Genomic DNA, 17912 nt, shown 5'->3' with positions numbered 1-17912 from the left:
GGATAGGGATCATAATGCAGCCATCAACATTCTTAAAAAAGGGTTGAAATATTTGGGAAATCATCTCAACGGTACTGTTGGGCAAACAGAAACCGACCCAAACGCCTTGGGAGAGTCCGGCCTCTGGGTTTTCAGTGGAGACATTGAGAATCTAAGTTGTCTCGTCGAACAAGGAATTTCCGATAGTGATAGGTCAAGAATCCCCCGTCACAGCGTAGCTTGACGGTGGGAGTATGTCAACTCACCTTGGCGGCGTATTATTGACAATATTGAGAGCATAAAGGCGAAAACGCTCTAGATCGGCTTGCAGGGTTGATTCCACCACTCGACCGAGGAAAAGATTATCCATCAATTTTCCTAACCAACCTGGTATAGCATAGGCTGCTGTCAGTCGCACAATACTCCTACCATGACGGTCATAAAAACGAATTGCCCCGCGGTTAGGCAACCCGTCCACGGATTCCCATTGAATCATCTGGTGGGGGACAATTTTCAGTATCCGTGACAACCAAGTAAATTCTAGACCACCACTGGCTAACTTCCAACGGGAAAGCTCTGGCTCCTCCTCTAGAATTTTCACCGATTCGATCCATTTCATCCACTGGGGCATTTGTTCTAAATCTGACCAGAGAGCCCAAACCAGATCGATCGGCGCGTCCACTTCTACCTGTACACTATGTTCTAACCAAGTCATTCGTTAATTCTGGCGATGCTGAATATTTCTATGATAACGGCTATTAGTCTTTAGCTTTTGACTCAATGATAAAATAAAAACAATCTTCGAGGTTTAATTTTACTATGTTAATCAGAAAACTGCTCGAATGTGAGGAATTCATCGCCGGTGATCATACCCGATTGCGCGAGTTATTGCATCCCGATAAACAGCCGTTAAATCTACGTTATAGTTTAGCCCACGCCTGGGTAGATGTGGGGGAAACTTCTACTCCCCACGCTTTAAAAACTGCGGAAGTTTATTATATTTTGCAAGGACAAGGGGAAATGCACATCGATGAGGAAGTGCAATTAGTGACTGTCGGTGCTGCCATTTATATACCTCCTCTAGCTAAACAATATATTCATAATTGTGGGGAGGAACCCTTAATTTTCTTGTGCATTGTCGATCCTGCTTGGCGACTAGAAGACGAAATTATCTTTGAGTAAACCTAATGAATATTGGCATTATTGGACTGGGTTTAATTGGTGGTTCCTTGAGCTTAGATTTCCGCTCACAAGGTTATAAAGTTTTGGGAGTTTCTCGTCAACAATACACCTGTGATATCGCTGTGCAAAAAGGAGTTGTAGATGAATCTAGCACCAGTTTAGAATTATTAGCTACTGCCGATTTAATCTTTATCTGTACTCCTATACATTTAATTGTGCCAACTTTGGAAAAATTAACTCCCTATTTAAAAACCCAAACCATTGTCACCGATGTGGGATCAGTTAAAGGGGTAATTGTAGCCAATTGTGGCCAATTGTGGCCAAATTTTGTCGGTAGTCATCCTATGGCTGGGAAAACCGAACAGGGAATTAATGCGGCACAATGTGGTTTATTTGTCAATGCCCCATATCTGATTACTCCCCTTGAATCTACCCCTAACTTTGCCGTGGAAATCTTAACTGAAATCGTGCAGAAATTAGGCTGTAAAATTTATTATTCCTCCCCCGAAGAACACGATCGAGCCGTGGCATGGATTTCCCATCTGCCAGTAATGATTAGTACCAGTTTAATCCAAGCTTGTGCGAAAGAACAAGACCTGAATATTCGAGAATTAGCGGAAAATTTAGCTAGTTCTGGTTTTCGCGATACCAGTCGCGTCGGTGGTGGCAATCCCGAATTAGGTTTAATGATGGCTAAATACAATCGTCAAGCTTTATTGATATCCTTGACAAATTATCGGCAAAATCTTGATCAAATTGTTGACTATATTGCAGGAGAAAAATGGCAGGAAATAGAGGAAATTCTCGTTTCTAGTCATCAATATCGAGCCAAGTTTATTCAATAAAAATACCATTTTGCCCAGCAATTATACCCTGGTGCTGTATTATAGATTTATCCTCAGTAAACCAAGGCAATAATATGAACACCTTTTTTGACTTTGAATCCGAATTTGTTGACTCCTTACGTTGCATACCGATGGCCGTGAGAATGAAACTAGATACCTGTGGAGTTAAATTAAAATTATCCCATTGGATGCAGTTAACTCAACCAGAAAGAATGGTATTAGTTAATATGGCTTGTACGACGGCAGCAGAAGCCAAAATCTATCGAGATTTTCTGCAAAAATTAATCGCCGAAAAAACTGGCAATCCCCCGGAAGAACTAGCAATAGATCCCGATCCTGCTTGGCTAGATGATAGCCAGATTCCCGATACAGTCCGAGAAAAAGCTAGAGAATTCCAGATCGAAATTAGTTTAGAACAATGGCAAAAATTGCCACCATCCCAACGGTTTGCCCTGATTAAACTCAGTCGTCCGGGTCATGAAAATCTCAACTTCTATCCGGCCCTGAAAGAGTTTCATATAGTCGATGCCTAACTCAAGAACCTATGGTATATTAAGTTTGTTTCTACCTTACTTTGGCGAGAAATTAGTATTTTATACCAGATCAATCTCGAATTAAAACGGGGGGAAATAGCGGCTGATAGCTGGTTTAATTAGTCCCAGCAAAGGTGAGATTTTCTGCTAGGGCAAACCTTAACGGGACTTAATAAATAAATTGCAGGAACTCGCTGCTCTGGAACTTGGTCAATTCTCTTAATAAAAATGATAATTAATGAGCATATTCTTGGAAAATAATTATACAGTTTCCATCCAGTCAAAAACTTGATTCAATTGCGACAAATCGATTAAACCGTACTGCCATAAAACCATCGGCAAAGAACCCACCGATGCTTCACAGAGACGCACAGCCATATCGAAGGAACGGGGAGAAATTGCTAATTTTTCCAAGAGGAAAGTGCGGAGTTGTTTTTGTTGATGAGCTTCCATGATGTAAGGATCATTGGTAATGATAATCGGATTATTGAATAACTTATCCTCTATTAAAAAGAGATGCTTCCCTCACGGGGATCACCCAATTGGGTGATTTTGTCCACCAATCGGAATAATTTAAGAATTTATCCATAATATGTTCTACTATCCCGAAATTGCTAGTAGGGATATCAACACTTCCTTTACTTAGAAAAACGAGAAAGGGGAACTTTTGGGATAAGCTATTGATAACCTAGTTTTTGCTCGAGTAGGAGAGAATTTCCCTCAATGAGTCATGTTCCTCAAGTTTCCGTGATTATTCCTTGCTATAATTAAGGTCGCTATCTTGATGATGCGATCACATCTGTTTTAGTGCAAACATACCAAAACTTTGAAATCCTGGTCGTTGATGATGGATCCACAGAACCAGAAACCATCGAGATTTTACAAAATTATCAACAGCCAAAAACCTGGATCATCCGCACAGAAAATCAAGAGGTTGCCACAGCGAGAAATCTAGGAATTGCCCAAGGGCAAGGAACCTATATTCTTCCCCTTGATGCTGATGATAAAATTGCCGATTCCTATCTAGAAAAAGCGGTTGCTTTGCTAGAAAGTAATGAGCAATTAGGTATAGTTTATTGCGAAGCGGAATATTTTGGCGATAGACAAGGAATTTGGCCGCTGCCTGAGTATAAATTTCCCGATATATTAGTAGATAATATGATATTTTGCTCCGGTTTGTTTCGGAAATCCGACTGGGAAACTGTGGGCGGCTACAATAGCAATTTAATTTATGGTTGGGAAGATCACGATTTTTGGTTATCTCTGATCGAATTAGGTCGAGAAGTCTATCGTATCCCAGAATTGTTATTTTTCTATCGACAAAAAGCTGATTCTATGAGTCGCTCAATGACCGCAGAACACTAGATCTATTCCTACACCCAACTTTTTTATAATCATCCCCAACTTTACTCCCAAAATATCCAAGCCATTTTTGCCGCTTTAGTCACCTTAAGAGTCGATATATTCGCTCAGTTGGAACGGGCTAGAGAACGAATTAAACAATTAGAAATCCATGGACAAGAATTGCAACAAGAATTGCAAAAAACCCAATTGGATTATCGAGAAAGAGACGAGGAATTACAAAAAGCTGACAGTAAAATAGCCGCCATGGGAAAAAGTAAATTCTGGCAAATGAGAAGAGTTTGGATTAAAATGCAAAAATTGCTAGGTTTGCTGGAAAAAGACCCAATTTATTCCTAAGGGAACTTCAACGCTAAACAAAGATCGAATCGATTATAATCATTACAGAGTAAGCACTTGACGATTTGACTTCTGGATCACGGTGCCAAGATTTAGATCGTCGATAATTCCTCGCAGGTTGGCGATTCCTCTCTGTTTCATGGTTTCTTCTAGTTCTTTACTTTCGGTTTCCCAGTATTGAGTCTATTTTAGTCGGTCTTTGGGGTTGTAGATTTTGGCATCGGGGAGGACAATGGGGAAGATGGGATCGTAGAAATCTCCATTTTTTGCGATCTCGATTAACTCGAACATACAGTTACAGGAAAATGGATAATACAATAGGAAAATCTTGGCCAAAGTAGCCACAAAAATTGATAAGTAGGGAGGCACAATTATTTGTAGGATGGGTTAGCGGTAGCGTAACATAATCGGGCGTTGGGTTTCATGCTTCAACCCAACCTACGTTCATCTTATATTTAATTCCACCCACCTACTTAATATCAAGGGTAGAACTGAAAAAAGCAATTTAGCCGCCGCTACAGCAATTCTGGCGGGGTTAGTATTAAGTAAGGAAATCATCAGAAGCTTATTAAGAGAAGAAATTATGGGCGAATCAGTCATTGATCAGGACATCCAAGAAAAAGGAAGACAATCAGAAGCGGTTTCTTTGATTCTACAACTACTTAACCGTCGTTTAGGTGAAATATCCTCAACTTTAAGCCAACAAATCCAAGAACTATCCCTAGAACAATTAGAAACTTTAGGAGAAGCGCTGCTCGATTTTACCAGCTTGACAGATCTGACCACTTGGTTATTGGACACAGAAACTTAAATCCCCAGAAGATGTCTGCTCGTCCTGCGTTAAATTTTTAAATACTGGCTTTTTTTGTATTGATTTAACCATGGCTACCAGCGATATCTCCAATTCTACTCACTCATCCCCAAAACCCCTGCCAAAACTGGGACTTTTCACCATGTTTCGCTTAGGACTCTTTCAGATGGGACTAGGTATTATGTCCCTGCTGACTTTGGGGGTTCTCAATCGGATTATGATCGATGAGTTAAAAGTTTTACCCTTTCTTGCCGCAGCTGCGATCGCTATGCACCAGTTTGTTAGTCCAGCACGCATCTGGTTTGGGCAAAGATCCGACGGTAAAACTATTTTTGGTCATCATCGCAGCGGTTATGTCTGGATTGGAGCGGCAGTTTTTACCGCTTTAGCTTTTGTTGCTTTGCAGGTAGTCTGGCAATTGGGACTTAGTATTCAAACTTCGGGATGGAATACCATTTCCTACGCCTGGATTGCCCTCTTGGCCTTAATTTTCGCCCTCTACGGACTCGCTTTAAGCGCCAGTTCTACCCCTTTTGCTGCCCTCTTGGTGGATGTGTCCGATGAAGATAATCGATCGCAATTAGTTGCTATAGTTTGGTCAATGCTGATGGTGGGAATCGTCGTCGGGGCGATCGTTAGTTCTCGTTTGCTGGATACTCCCAATATCTGCGGTACAAATATTTTGACCTATGATCCGACTCAATCAGCCCCTATAGCCAATATTCCGCAGCTACAGGCGAGTATTAACCCCGTGTTCGCGATTATGCCCGCTATCGTTTTCGTTCTCTGTATTTTAGCGACTTTTGGCGTAGAAAAAAAATATTCTCGTTTTAGTAGCCGGTCCACTCTTGTGCAAAGAGAGGATCAAATTACCTTTAAAGATGCCCTACAAGTTCTCACCGCTAGTCGGCAAACCGGTTTATTTTTCACCTTTCTGCTGATGATGACTTTGAGTTTATTTATGCAGGATGCAATTATGGAACCCTTTGGCGGCGAGGTTTTTGGGATGTGTATCGCCCAAACGACCCAATTGAACGCTTTTTGGGGAACCGGAACCCTTTTTGGTATTGCTGCCACGGGATTTATGCTCATTCCCCGCATCGGTAAACAAAAAACCACTAAATATGGCTGTATTTTTGCAACAATTTGTTTTATTCTCTTGATTTTTGCCGGCTTTTCTGCTAACCAAAGTTTATTAAAATCAAGCTTGCTCTTTTTCGGTTTAGCTTCGGGAATGATTACCGCCGGAGCTACCAGTTTAATGTTAGATTTAACCGCCGCCGAAACCGCAGGAACTTTTATCGGCGCTTGGGGATTATCCCAAGCGATCGCACGGGGATTGGCCACGGTTTTAGGGGGTACGATTTTAAATATCGGTAAAGTTGTCTTTTCTAGTCCGGTTTTAGCCTATGGCTTCGTTTTCCTCGTGCAAGCATTGGGAATGATCCTAGCAGTTTGGTTATTAAGTCGGGTTGATGTGAAGGAATTTAAGGAAAATGCCCGAGCAGCGATCGCAACAGTCATGAAAGGAGAGATCGACTAGCAAAAGCAAGTAAAAGTGAGATAACAGGAGAATTAGCCCGATCGGGGGAAGTTGGTTAGCAGCTTTTTTCCTATCCTAAAAGTAGAGAGGAAAACGAAAGAGGAGGCTAAAACGATGAAAAGGACTTTAATGATTACCCTAGGTTCCCTAGCCTCCTTACTGCTGATTAACCCCGTCGGTGCGGAAAATCCTCAACAGGTACAACAATTATTGAATACGCGGGAATGTCCAGGCTGTGATCTCCGCGGTGCAGATTTAAGGGGGGCGCATCTAATCGGCGCAGATTTGAGAAAAGCGAATTTACAAGGAGCTAATCTAGAGGAAGCTAACTTAGAGGGCGCGGATTTGACGGATGCTAACCTAGAAGGCGCAAATTTGACCGCAGCTTTTCTGACTAATGCCAGTTTCAATCAAGCTGATCTCGATGGAGTCAATTTCACCAGTGCCGTGATTTATGATGCCGATGTGACAGGTGCATCGATGGAGAGAATTAACTTGACAAATGCTCAGATTTATGGTACTGGCATCGCTGTGGGTGGTGGCAATCCCTAGATAGGGCGGGCTGAATGAATCTAAAAACCTGGCGTTGTCAAATTGAAAGATGCTCCGAATCAGCACCGGAACTGAAATTACTTTGATAGGAAAGATTACATGGCATCTTGACAATTAGTGTTTAATGAACGAATAGTGCCGATAGTTGGGCTTAAGTGGGGAACAAGAGTCGCTCGATTTAGCAGTGGAATTAGCCCTACAATCGGCGTAGGGCTAATTCATGAATTAGCCCTACAATCGGCTTTGTCAAATGGAAAGATGCTCCGAATCAGCACCGGAGCATTGCATCTTTCCTCTTCTGATCTGACAACGCCATCATCTAAGGACTAATATGAATTTGACTGAGAATATAACGCAAGCGATCATAATCATCCTTAAGTAAAACACTTAACTGTCTGCCCACATTCACTAACCATTGTCGATCGGCTTGACGCAATTGGTACATCTGACGGATAGAAGCAGCTGCCAAAGCTTCCACGGGAGTATTCTTGACCTGTAATAAAATTCGTAAAAAGTCTAATTGTTCACTAAAATAAACCACTTCTAACGACTCACATTGATAAACTGCCTGATGAATTTGTGGAGGCCGGGGAGGAATATATTGATAGATATAACCTCGCCCGGCACCATTGCCATTAAATTGTCCAGGCAGGGTTTCAAAACCGACAATAGTTGCCCGAAATTCCGTTTTTAACATAGCGAAAATCTGCGGCTGTTGTTCCCGCAATTCAGCCAAAGATAACCCCAAAGCTCTAGCGCGATGTACCGAATCGATGGGTGCAGTGGTGGCAAAGGTGACAATCCCAAAAATCTTATTACCCGTTTCTTCATCGTAGGCTTTTACCCAACTACCAAAAGCGGGCATAAAAGGAAAGTTTAACTCCTCTGGTTCCAAACATTGCGCTAAAAACTCGGTCGTCGTCGTCTCGATAACTTCGGCGATATGATCGGGATGGCGGTTATCCGTGGCCAATTGCGGTAAGGGTGGACGCATGGTTATTTTTTGCCTTTAGCCGGGGCAATAATTACTTCTTCTAATTCCGAGAGATTAAAGGTAACTAACTTATCCCAGTTGCCCCCCTCAAAAAGAACGGCCACTTTCCCATCGCTTAAACGCTGGGCTAAACCTTCAAATTTATAGTAGGTATCATCGGGATTGGTGACTCGAACGGTACTACCTGGCAAAATCATAGGATTGACGACGAAATTATAATTACTGTCTCTTAGCTTATCAAAAATTAGTGATCAGGGAGTCGTGACTTACCCCTACCTTCTGTTATCCGTCTTAGGCAATACGTCCCTGTTCTCTACCCGATCAGGCGATCGCAATTCGTTCTTCAGGCGACAATTGTTGTACTGCTTAAATAAGCTGTTCTAAAGTTAAGGGAATGGTTCTCATCGATTTTGCTTTATTTATAATTTGCTCTATTCAACCCTCAACCCCAGCCACAGGCGAGCGCACTAACTCGTAGAGTGAGCTTTTCGATAGCGTAACGCACCAATTTAATAATAAAGTTAGTGCGTGGGGTGCGGATTGTTAATTTGAGTTTTTTATCAGAAATTATCGCCGTCTAACACACCCTACAAGATCGGCGTACTGCTAGGCAGTGCCTTCGGCATCGCACTCAATAAGTCATTGGGGGGACAAATTTAATATTTTTCCTTGGGTTGACTCTAAAATTGAATCTCGGATAAAAGAACTAGCATTAGTAATCTCTAGGCCAATTAATTCTCCTAAATCATTAAGTTCAGCCGTAATATTTGGATTAATTTCTACACTGTTAGCTTCTGGTTCATCAGAAATAGTTAAATGAAGAATGTCTTCTTGTTCAAAGTATCTCATTTTAGGTTTGCTCATGGATAGTATATCTCCCAGTTGTTAGGCGAAATCGAATTTGTTGGCGTGTTGTCCCATGAATGGTGACAGGAGTTATAAAATTATCATCGTATTCATAAGGAATAATTACTAAACTATTATCATGCTTGCCTACGGCAATAAGACGACCCGTTTCAGTATCGTAGTACCTTTCTCCAGAGTATTTGAGAATCTCTTCTATTTTGGCAAGTTCAAATCCTCTCAGTTTGGCTCGATATTGTAAGTAATCCGACCAGATAATATTCGGCATTATGAGCAGACTTTGCTAATTATCTGTTATCTATTTTAATCTAAATTCTCCTTCCCAAACCCCCAACACCGTAACCAACCGAAACCATAACCTTAAGGGTGGTGCGTTCCCGAATATCAAATCATGTCGCAGTCGCAAAGGTTTCAGGGAACGCACCCTACCAGATCGGCGATCGCACTTGATTGAGGTAATCAGATAAAAGTTTAAGCAGCATGATTTAATATTTGTTCTAATTCTTGACGCAAAGCAAGGTAATGACGATAATCGTTTGCCCATTCTATAAAGATTATATAGTGTTTCTGATTCACAAGAGGTACATTCCCGATCCTGAACAGCTTAATCAGCAAAGGTTTAAGTGTGCCGCACAGATGCGAGAACCGCTATATCATCTGACAATATTCCCTGATTGTATTCGTTATAAAAATCTTCGGAATCCATTTTATGTTGGTTTTCATAGACGCTAAGCCGCTTGGCAACGGCAATCAAAGCATCTAAAGAAGATGTATATTGAATGGTCTGTTTACGCATTTTTCTTTGACTCCAAAATAATGATATTTTGATTATAAACGATCGCGCTCAAACAAAAACATCAATCGTAGTGGACTGTTTCAGCTAAAATAGGGCAATAGATTTCGGCTTAAAGTCTTAGATTATAGAATTTATAGCATTTTTCTAATACACCAAATTAGCTGAAACAGTCCAGTAGGGTGGATTAGCCAAAGCGTAACGCACCAATTTGATGATAAGGTTGGTGCGTGGGGCGCGGATTATTAATTTTAGTTTTTCATCAGAAATTATCGCCGCAAACACGCACCCTACCAGATCTATACTCAACGGATTTAGTGTAATAGGTTCCAATCCCAGTTATCTGTGTTACCATTCGGGGTAAATTCAAGCGATCTCCAGACACCTATGAGCAAGGTTCTCGTGTTGAATGCCTCCTACGAACCGCTAAATATTACCAGTTGGCGGCGCGCGATCGTTTTATTGTTGAAAGGAAAAGCTGAATCCCTAGAACATAACGGAAAAGTGGTTTGTCGTGACTTACCCTTGCCTTCTGTTATCCGTCTTAGGCAATACGTCCGTGTTCCCTACAAGGAAATTCCTTTAACCCGTCGTAATATTCTCGAACGAGATCATCACACCTGTCAATACTGTCTCTACCGAGGTGAACAATTAACCATCGATCATGTGATTCCCCGTTCTCGCGGGGGGGGTGATACCTGGGAAAATTTAGTGGCGGCTTGTGTGCGTTGTAATGTGCATAAGGGCAATCGTACACCAAAAGAGGCCAATATGTCCCTGCACGCCCAACCTCGTCGTCCCTACAGCAGTCTCCACTTTGAGCTATTAAAGCACACCAGGGGGAATCACAATCACGAATGGCGTAAATATGTCATCGGTATTTAGGGTGAAAAAGGCATGGTGAAACCAAGACCAAAATTGATTCCCATGCCATTATTATTAGTCTGGGTGCGAGGATTGGCAACTCCCGTGCCTAGATAAACTGAACAACCAGCACAGGGGGAATTGACTCGGTAGCGCACCGCCATGGGATCATTGGGATCGGTGATAGTTACTCCCTGATGGTTTAAATCTTTAATTAGATTGGTGACGGGTTTGAAAAAATCGGCGCTGGGGGGTTGACTTGGTTGCAGTTCTAGGGTTTGTTCTTGGGAAGCAAGAACGATTTCCGAAGCGATAATTAGCAGCACAGAGGTAGTTAAGCCAAATAAACCCAGATTATTTTTGATCTTCATCTTTTTTATCACCGAGAGATTGTTAATTTCTTCTGGTGATAATTCTAGCGTTTCCTCACCGGAAAGGAACCTTAATCAGTAAAAAAATTTACTAATTTCTACCATACTTATAATAAGCGGCACAAGCACCTTCACTAGAAACCATACAAGTACCGATGGGATGTTCGGGAGTACAAGCAGTACCAAATACTTTACATTCCCAGGGTTTTAAAACACCTTTAAGAATTTCGCCACACTGACAAGCTTTGTGATCTTTAACACGCTGATTGGGTAAAGTAAATTTCTTCTCCGCATCAAAATTACTGTACTCATCTCGCAGTTTTAACCCTCCTTGAGCAATTTCTCCTAAACCTCGCCATTCAAACTGATCTCGCAGTTCAAAAACTTGCTTGATTGCCGATAAAGCGACTCTATTTCCTTGATTTTGTACCACTCGATCGTACTGATTTTCGATCTCACATCTCTGCTCATCTAATTGTTTTAATACCATCCAAATTGATTGGAGAATATCCAAGGGTTCAAACCCAGAAACTACCACAGGTTTATGATATTCTTGGGCAATAACTTGATAGGGTTCTGTGCCAATTACCATGCTAACATGACCGGGACCAACAAAACCGTCTAACTGTAAATCTGGGTTATCTAACAAGGCTTTCAGAGCGGGAATAATCACCACATGATTAGAAAATAAACTAAAATTAGTGACACCATCTCTTTGCGCTTCTAAAACAGTTAAAGCGGTACTAGGAACGGTTGTTTCAAACCCTAATGCTAAAAATATTACTTCTTTATCGAGATTTTCTCTGGCAATTTTTAAGGCATCGCGAGGAGAATAAACCATGCGAATATCATCACCTTTTGCTCGTGCTTGCAGCAGACTCAAATGGGAACCGGGGACACGCATAGTATCGCCAAAAGTTGTCAGAATTACGTTCGGTTGTTGTGCGAGAAAAATGGCATCATCTAAACGACCTCGCGGCATCACACAAACGGGACATCCAGGACCATGAATTAATTCGATAGTTTCCGGAAGTATTGCCTCGATACCGTATCTAAAAATTGAGTGGGTATGACCTCCACAAACCTCCATAATTTTAGTAACTTTTTCCCGCTTTTCAGAGATTCTTATCGATAATTGTTCAATTTGTTGAATTAATCCTGCCGCTTTAACTGGATCACGAAATTCATCAACGTATTTCATAGTTTATATCCTTTAATTATCATTTTTAGCTGTCGGTAGTCAGTAATAATTGCCGTAATTTACATTTCTTAGAGATAGACAACAGCATTAATTTATGGGTGACTACTTTAAGAACATTAATTATGATTAAATTCTGCCTCTAATTCTGCTAATTGTGTTAATAAATTTAAGGTTTCTTGCGCCTCATCTTCATCGATTCGATTCATGGCAAAACCCACATGAACTAATACCCAATCCCCTACACAAGTATTAGCAGGATGGTCTTCATCAACAATACAAGTAATATTTACTTCTCTTTTTACACCCCCCACATCGACGAGAGCGAGATGATGGTTTTCATCAATAATTGCCGTAATTTGTCCCGGTATGCCTAAACACATAGTTTTTACCTTAAAAAATCTAGTTTTTGCTAATTATGCGCTGATTTTTGGGCTAGAGGTTGCAGTAATATCAACCGAGAATCAGGTCATACTTCATCCCTGTGAGAAACGCTATACAGTCAAAGGTTATCCTTTTTACTTGGTCTTAGCTGCCATTCTGGACCATTGCCCTCAAGAACAGCTTTTTTTCCCGTATCTTTTTTAAGATTTCCCCCGTCCCGCACCGTGGACGCTATCCCAGCAGGGGTAAAACTTTTGTATTAGGGACTACATCAATGATAAGAAATTATTCAATCAATCGATCGGGTGACATTCTAGGCTATGATTTCCCTGACTATAGTTATTTCTCTACATTAAGGAAAATCTACGATGACAACCTTTCCCATCGATTTGAGCGCCTATAAACCCATCAGTCTCGACCCCAGTAACCCCACCCTCACCGACGACCAAAGAAGCGCCCTAAAAGCCAATATCCAACTTTGTCGCGATGCTATCATCTTTTTTACTGCCACGGGTGCGGCCCGGGGTGTGGGTGGTCACACCGGCGGCCCCTACGATACCGTCCCGGAAGTGGTGATTCTCGATGCTCTTTTCCGCAGTCAACCTAGTCAATTTGTACCAATCTTCTTCGATGAAGCGGGACACCGCGTCGGTACTCAATATCTCATGTCTGCGTTAGAAGGTTCTTTACCTGCAGAACAATTAATGCACTACCGCGAGGCCAATTCTAAACTCCCCGGACACCCGGAATTAGGATTAACCCCAGGCGTCAAATTTAGTTCTGGCCGTTTAGGACATATGTGGCCCTACGTTAACGGTGTCGCTTTAGCTAACCCCGGAAAAACCGTTTTTTGTTTAGGTTCCGATGGTTCTCAACAGGAAGGCAATGACGCAGAAGCTGCCCGTTTAGCCGTAGCTCAACACATCAATGTTAAGCTAATTATTGATGATAATGATGTGACGATTGCTGGTAATCCTTCCAAATATTTACCTGGTTATGATGTGGCTAAAACTCTCGCCGGCCATGGCGTAAAAGTGTTAGTGGGAGATGGGGAAGATATCGATAGTTTGTATCGCAATATATGTGAAGCAATTAATACTCCTGGCCCGATTGCGATTATTAATAAACGTCCCATGTGTCCTGGAATTGAAGGTTTAGAAGGTTCTAACCACGGTCATGATGTGATTTCTGTCCCCTTGGCTTTGAAATATTTAGAGGCAAAAGGACACAGTGCCGCCGTGGAATATCTCAACAGTATTAAGAAGCCTTCTAATGACTATAAATTCCTCGGTTCTGGGGATAAATGGGGTTCTAACCGCAACGTTTTCGGCGAAGCAGTAGTCAGTCTTTTAGGCAAAATGAGCGAGGAAGAACGCAAGGCTAAGGTATTAGTAGTAGATAGCGATTTAGAGGGTTCCTGCGGTCTGAAAATTATCCACGATAAACATCCCGAAGTGTTTATTCCTTCCGGTATTATGGAACGGGGCAATCTTTCGGCGGCTGCTGGTTTTGGGATGGAAAAAGGTAAACAGGGAATTTTCGCCACCTTTGCCGCTTTTCTAGAAATGTGTATTTCTGAAATCACCATGGCCCGCTTGAATTATTCTAATCTTTTATGTCATTTTTCCCATTCCGGTATCGATGATATGGCGGATAATACCTGTCACTTTGGTTTGAATAATTTCTTTGCCGATAATGGACTGGATGACGGTTACGAAACCCGTCTTTATTTCCCGGCCGATGCGGCACAAATGACCGCTTGTGTCGAGGCAACTTTCCATCAACCCGGTTTACGTTTTATCTTCTCGACTCGTTCTAAAACTCCCAATATTCTTGATACTAACGGCCATAATTTCTTTGGCGATGGTTACACCTTTGTCCCCGGAAAAGATGAAGTAATTCGGGAAGGCACTGCCGGTTATATCATCAGCTTTGGCGATGGTTTATACCGCGCTTTAGATGCAGTGGAACGTCTAAAACAAGAAGGTATTGACGTGGGTTTAATTAATAAACCGACTCTCAATGTAGTGGATGAAGAAATTATCGCTAAAGTTGGTAATTCTCCCTTTGTTTTAGTGGTAGAAGCATTTAACCGTCGCACGGGTTTAGGTAGCCGTTATGGTTCTTGGTTACTCGAACGCGGTTTAACTCCTAAATACGCCTATATCGGTACTCACCACGAAGGTTGTGGCGGTTTATGGGAACAGTTCCCCCACCAAGGTATTGACCCAGTTGGTATCATCAGTAAAGTTAAATCTTTAATCGCTTAGATAGTATTTTAGGGGGGAATTAATCAGTTATCAGTTATCAGTAATCAGTTATCAGTGAACATCTTTAATAATTAAGTAGGTAGGTGTTAAAAATTATTAGACACCCCCCTTATCAAGGGGGGCAGGGGGGATCCCCCCGCCTATCAGCACCCCCCTTATCAAGGGGGGCAGGGGGGATCGAACCTAAAATTCATTTTTAATTTAATTATAACCAGCTACTTAAGATTTTAGCTTGGTTGAGAATCCGAGCATTTGTACTAAAATTTCCAAGACGCAGTTTAAATCCCTGACAGCTTATAAACTTTAGCGGCTTAAATCGCACCATTGAGGGGAAATCCCCCTGAACTAGGTACGGTAAGCCCCTAGAAGCCAACAAACCGGTCAATCTAGAATAGTCTCAAGGGTATAAAAGTAATCTCTTATAGAAAATGCAGCCAACCAATCCACAACAATTTACGGAAAAAGCTTGGGAGGCAATCGTCAAAACGCCGGACATTGCCAAACAGAACAGCCAGCAACAAATCGAAAGCGAACATCTAATGAAAGCCCTTCTTGAACAGGAGGGATTAGCGGGCAGTGTCTTTAGTAAAGCTAATATTAGTCTAGCCCGTTTGCGGGATCGCACCGATGACTTTATCCGTCGTCAACCGAAAATCTCTAACCCCGGCGACTCGATTTATTTAGGTCGTAGTTTAGATAGTTTACTCGATCGAGCGGAAAATTATCGTCGAGAATTTGGAGATGACTTTATCTCGATCGAGCATTTAATTTTAGGTTACGCTAAAGATGATCGCTTCGGTAAAAATATTTTTCAAGAATTCGGACTTACGGAAAACAAACTCAAAGAAATTATTCAACAAGTCAGAGGTAGTCAAAAAGTGACCGATCAGAATCCAGAAGGCAAATACGAGGCCCTAGAAAAATACGGACGGGATCTCACCCAATTGGCACGGGAAGGTAAATTAGACCCCGTAATTGGACGGGATGACGAAATCCGTCGCACCATTCAGATCCTCTCGCGTCGGACTAAAAATAACCCAGTTTTAATCGGGGAACCGGGAGTAGGAAAAACAGCCATTGTCGAAGGATTAGCCCAGCGGATTATTAACCGCGATGTGCCAGAATCTCTGTTAGATCGGACTCTCATTTCTCTCGATTTAGGTGGCTTAATTGCGGGAGCAAAATATCGCGGAGAATTTGAGGAAAGATTAAAAGCTGTCCTCAAGGAAGTCACCGATTCCCAAGGCAATATCATCATGTTTATTGACGAAATTCACACCGTTGTCGGTGCGGGAGCCACTCAAGGGGCAATGGATGCGGGCAATTTATTAAAACCAATGTTAGCCCGGGGTGAATTGCGTTGTATCGGGGCCACTACCCTCGATGAATACCGCAAATATATCGAAAAAGATGCGGCGTTAGAAAGACGCTTCCAAGAGGTTTTAGTAGATGAACCAAATGTGGTCGATACTATTTCAATTCTTCGCGGTCTTAAAGAACGTTATGAGGTGCATCATGGGGTAAAAATTGCCGATAATGCTTTAGTGGCAGCGGCACTGCTTTCTAATCGTTATATTAGCGATCGCTTTTTGCCCGATAAGGCCATTGATTTAGTTGATGAAGCGGCGGCCAAATTGAAGATGGAAATCACCTCTAAACCGGAAGAACTCGATGAAATTGATCGCAAAATTCTCCAGTTAGAAATGGAAAAACTTTCCCTACAACGGGAATACGATCCAGCTTCGCGAGAACGGTTAGAAAAGTTAGAAAAAGAACTGGCTAACCTCAAGGAAGAACAATCGGGATTAAATGCCCAATGGCAAGGGGAAAAAGAGATTATCGATAAAGTTCGTGGGGTTAAAGAAGCGATCGAACAAGTTAATCTAGAAATTCAACAGGCCGAACGAGATTATGATTATAATCGCGCCGCCGAATTAAAGTTCGGAAAATTAACTGATCTGCAGCGGCAAATGTCCGCCCTAGAAACCCAATTGGCCGACAAACAAACCACCGGTAAAAGTTTATTAAGGGAAGAAGTTCTCGAATCGGATATCGCCGAAATTATCTCGAAATGGACGGGAATTCCTCTCAATAAATTAATCGAATCGGAAAAAGAAAAACTCCTCAATCTGGAAGACGAATTACACGAAAGTGTCATCGGTCAAGAGGAAGCGGTCACAGCCGTGGCCGAAGCGATTCAACGTTCCCGCGCCGGTTTATCGGATCCCAACCGTCCCACGGCCAGCTTTATTTTCCTCGGTCCGACGGGTGTTGGTAAGACAGAATTGGCGAAAGCTTTAGCGCGCAATCTCTTTGACACGGAAGAGGCTCTAGTTCGCATCGATATGTCGGAATACATGGAAAAACACAGCGTTTCCCGTCTCATGGGTGCGCCTCCGGGATACGTCGGCTACGATGAAGGAGGACAATTAACCGAGGCAATCCGGCGTCGTCCCTACTCTGTCATCCTCTTTGATGAGATTGAAAAAGCCCATCCCGACGTTTTTAACGTTATGTTACAAATCCTTGACGATGGGCGCTTAACCGACTCTCAAGGTCATCTGGTTGATTTCAAAAATACCATCATTATTATGACCAGTAATATCGGTTCTCAATACATTTTAGACGTGGCTGGTGATGAGTCTCGTTACGAGGAAATGCAGGCGCGGGTGATGGAAGCAATGCGGAATAGTTTCCGTCCCGAATTCCTCAATCGTATCGATGAAACGATCATTTTCCATAGTTTACAAAAAGCGCAACTGCGATCGATTGTCAAACTACAGTTAGCCAATCTCAGCGACCGCTTGATCGAACAAAAATTAGCCCTGAAATTTGCCGATATTGCCCTCGATTATCTGGCAGAAATTGGTTACGATCCAGTGTACGGTGCGCGACCCTTAAAACGGGCAGTACAAAGATATGTGGAAACTCCGATCGCTAAGGCAATTCTGCGCGGCGAATTCAAAGGGGGAGACACGATTTTTGTCGATGTGGCCGATGAAAGATTGACCTTTAAACGGTTAGCTTC

Annotated in this window: 19 protein-coding genes and 3 pseudogenes; 11 read left to right on the top strand and 11 right to left on the bottom strand. The window is 42.2% G+C overall.

The window, feature by feature from the left end; all coding sequences use genetic code 11:
• Positions 1 to 223, top strand: a pseudogene (locus tag PX481_RS11755) (RNA-guided endonuclease TnpB family protein); the annotation flags it as partial.
• Positions 224 to 241: 18 nt separating this feature from the next.
• On the opposite strand, the gene PX481_RS11750 reads toward PX481_RS11755, so the two are convergent.
• Positions 242 to 694: an SRPBCC family protein gene (locus PX481_RS11750; protein WP_002758186.1), complete on the bottom strand. Its 453-nt coding sequence runs from the start codon at positions 692 to 694 to the stop codon at positions 242 to 244.
• A 104-nt stretch (positions 695 to 798) separates the two neighbouring features.
• Between PX481_RS11750 and PX481_RS11745 the strand changes: the two genes are divergently transcribed.
• From PX481_RS11745 to PX481_RS11735, 3 genes are all read left to right on the top strand, one after another.
• Positions 799 to 1161, top strand: a complete 363-nt coding sequence (locus PX481_RS11745) for a cupin domain-containing protein (RefSeq protein WP_002736559.1) — start codon at positions 799 to 801, stop codon at positions 1159 to 1161.
• A gap of 5 nt (positions 1162 to 1166) precedes the next feature.
• The gene (locus PX481_RS11740; RefSeq protein WP_002758188.1) at positions 1167 to 2006 is read left to right on the top strand and encodes a prephenate/arogenate dehydrogenase; all 840 of its coding nucleotides are present in this window, start codon (positions 1167 to 1169) and stop codon (positions 2004 to 2006) included.
• Between the two features lie 74 nt (positions 2007 to 2080).
• Positions 2081 to 2539: a nitrate reductase associated protein gene (locus PX481_RS11735; RefSeq protein WP_002758190.1), complete on the top strand. Its 459-nt coding sequence runs from the start codon at positions 2081 to 2083 to the stop codon at positions 2537 to 2539.
• A gap of 261 nt (positions 2540 to 2800) precedes the next feature.
• Here the strand turns inward: PX481_RS11735 and PX481_RS11730 are convergent, their stop codons facing one another.
• The gene (locus tag PX481_RS11730; protein ID WP_002758191.1) at positions 2801 to 2992 is read right to left on the bottom strand and encodes a DUF2949 domain-containing protein; all 192 of its coding nucleotides are present in this window, start codon (positions 2990 to 2992) and stop codon (positions 2801 to 2803) included.
• A gap of 270 nt (positions 2993 to 3262) precedes the next feature.
• Between PX481_RS11730 and PX481_RS29700 the strand changes: the two are divergent.
• Positions 3263 to 4240 (top strand): annotated as a pseudogene (locus PX481_RS29700) (glycosyltransferase).
• Between the two features lie 183 nt (positions 4241 to 4423).
• On the opposite strand, the gene PX481_RS11715 reads toward PX481_RS29700, so the two are convergent.
• Positions 4424 to 4609, bottom strand: a complete 186-nt coding sequence (locus PX481_RS11715; RefSeq protein WP_155120374.1) for a hypothetical protein — start codon at positions 4607 to 4609, stop codon at positions 4424 to 4426.
• 106 nt (positions 4610 to 4715) lie between these two features.
• On the opposite strand from PX481_RS11715, the pseudogene PX481_RS11710 reads away from it, so the two are divergent.
• The 3 genes and pseudogenes from PX481_RS11710 to PX481_RS11700 all read left to right on the top strand — a co-directional run.
• Positions 4716 to 5051, top strand: a pseudogene (locus tag PX481_RS11710) (DUF4351 domain-containing protein); the annotation flags it as partial.
• A gap of 70 nt (positions 5052 to 5121) precedes the next feature.
• A complete protein-coding gene (locus PX481_RS11705) occupies positions 5122 to 6594 on the top strand; it encodes a BCD family MFS transporter (protein ID WP_288025665.1) in 1473 nt (490 codons plus the stop codon).
• Between the two features lie 114 nt (positions 6595 to 6708).
• The gene (locus tag PX481_RS11700) at positions 6709 to 7146 is read left to right on the top strand and encodes a pentapeptide repeat-containing protein (protein ID WP_002758200.1); all 438 of its coding nucleotides are present in this window, start codon (positions 6709 to 6711) and stop codon (positions 7144 to 7146) included.
• A 319-nt stretch (positions 7147 to 7465) separates the two neighbouring features.
• On the opposite strand, the gene PX481_RS11695 is transcribed toward PX481_RS11700, so the two are convergent.
• From PX481_RS11695 to PX481_RS30120, 5 genes are all read right to left on the bottom strand, one after another.
• Complete coding sequence (locus tag PX481_RS11695) at positions 7466 to 8140, bottom strand: HAS-barrel domain-containing protein (protein WP_002759297.1); 675 nt, start codon at positions 8138 to 8140, stop codon at positions 7466 to 7468.
• 2 nt (positions 8141 to 8142) lie between these two features.
• Entirely contained in the window at positions 8143 to 8337 is a 195-nt protein-coding gene (locus PX481_RS11690) for an NAD(P)H dehydrogenase subunit NdhS (RefSeq protein WP_002759298.1), read from the bottom strand.
• Between the two features lie 442 nt (positions 8338 to 8779).
• Positions 8780 to 8989 (bottom strand): DUF2283 domain-containing protein, encoded by a 210-nt coding sequence (locus tag PX481_RS11685; RefSeq protein ID WP_223211798.1) that lies wholly within the window; start codon positions 8987 to 8989, stop codon positions 8780 to 8782.
• A gap of 1 nt (position 8990) precedes the next feature.
• The gene (locus tag PX481_RS11680) at positions 8991 to 9272 is read right to left on the bottom strand and encodes a hypothetical protein (protein WP_002759299.1); all 282 of its coding nucleotides are present in this window, start codon (positions 9270 to 9272) and stop codon (positions 8991 to 8993) included.
• A gap of 351 nt (positions 9273 to 9623) precedes the next feature.
• Complete coding sequence (locus tag PX481_RS30120) at positions 9624 to 9800, bottom strand: hypothetical protein (RefSeq protein WP_002759300.1); 177 nt, start codon at positions 9798 to 9800, stop codon at positions 9624 to 9626.
• Between the two features lie 384 nt (positions 9801 to 10184).
• Between PX481_RS30120 and PX481_RS11670 the strand changes: the two genes are divergently transcribed.
• Complete coding sequence (locus PX481_RS11670) at positions 10185 to 10682, top strand: HNH endonuclease (RefSeq protein WP_002759301.1); 498 nt, start codon at positions 10185 to 10187, stop codon at positions 10680 to 10682.
• Here the strand turns inward: PX481_RS11670 and PX481_RS11665 are convergent.
• The 3 genes from PX481_RS11665 to PX481_RS11655 form a co-directional block, all read right to left on the bottom strand.
• Positions 10679 to 11032: a hypothetical protein gene (locus PX481_RS11665; RefSeq protein WP_190720798.1), complete on the bottom strand. Its 354-nt coding sequence runs from the start codon at positions 11030 to 11032 to the stop codon at positions 10679 to 10681. The genes PX481_RS11670 and PX481_RS11665 overlap by 4 nt on opposite strands.
• Positions 11033 to 11123: 91 nt before the next feature.
• Positions 11124 to 12233, bottom strand: a complete 1110-nt coding sequence (hypD, locus tag PX481_RS11660) for a hydrogenase formation protein HypD (RefSeq protein WP_002759303.1) — start codon at positions 12231 to 12233, stop codon at positions 11124 to 11126.
• Between the two features lie 116 nt (positions 12234 to 12349).
• Complete coding sequence (locus PX481_RS11655) at positions 12350 to 12613, bottom strand: HypC/HybG/HupF family hydrogenase formation chaperone (protein WP_002759304.1); 264 nt, start codon at positions 12611 to 12613, stop codon at positions 12350 to 12352.
• Positions 12614 to 12982: 369 nt separating this feature from the next.
• Here PX481_RS11655 and PX481_RS11650 point away from each other — a divergent pair, with 369 nt between their 5' ends.
• Positions 12983 to 14884, top strand: coding sequence for a thiamine pyrophosphate-binding protein (locus tag PX481_RS11650; protein ID WP_288094621.1), 1902 nt, complete (start codon positions 12983 to 12985; stop codon positions 14882 to 14884).
• Between the two features lie 428 nt (positions 14885 to 15312).
• Positions 15313 to 17912 (top strand): ATP-dependent chaperone ClpB (clpB, locus tag PX481_RS11645; protein ID WP_288094620.1); only part of this gene is annotated, 2600 nt, incomplete at its 3' end.

Source organism: Microcystis sp. M53603_WE2, from assembly GCF_030065435.1.
Note: the sequence above shows the minus strand (reverse complement) of the source record. Positions and strands in the feature narration are given on the sequence as shown.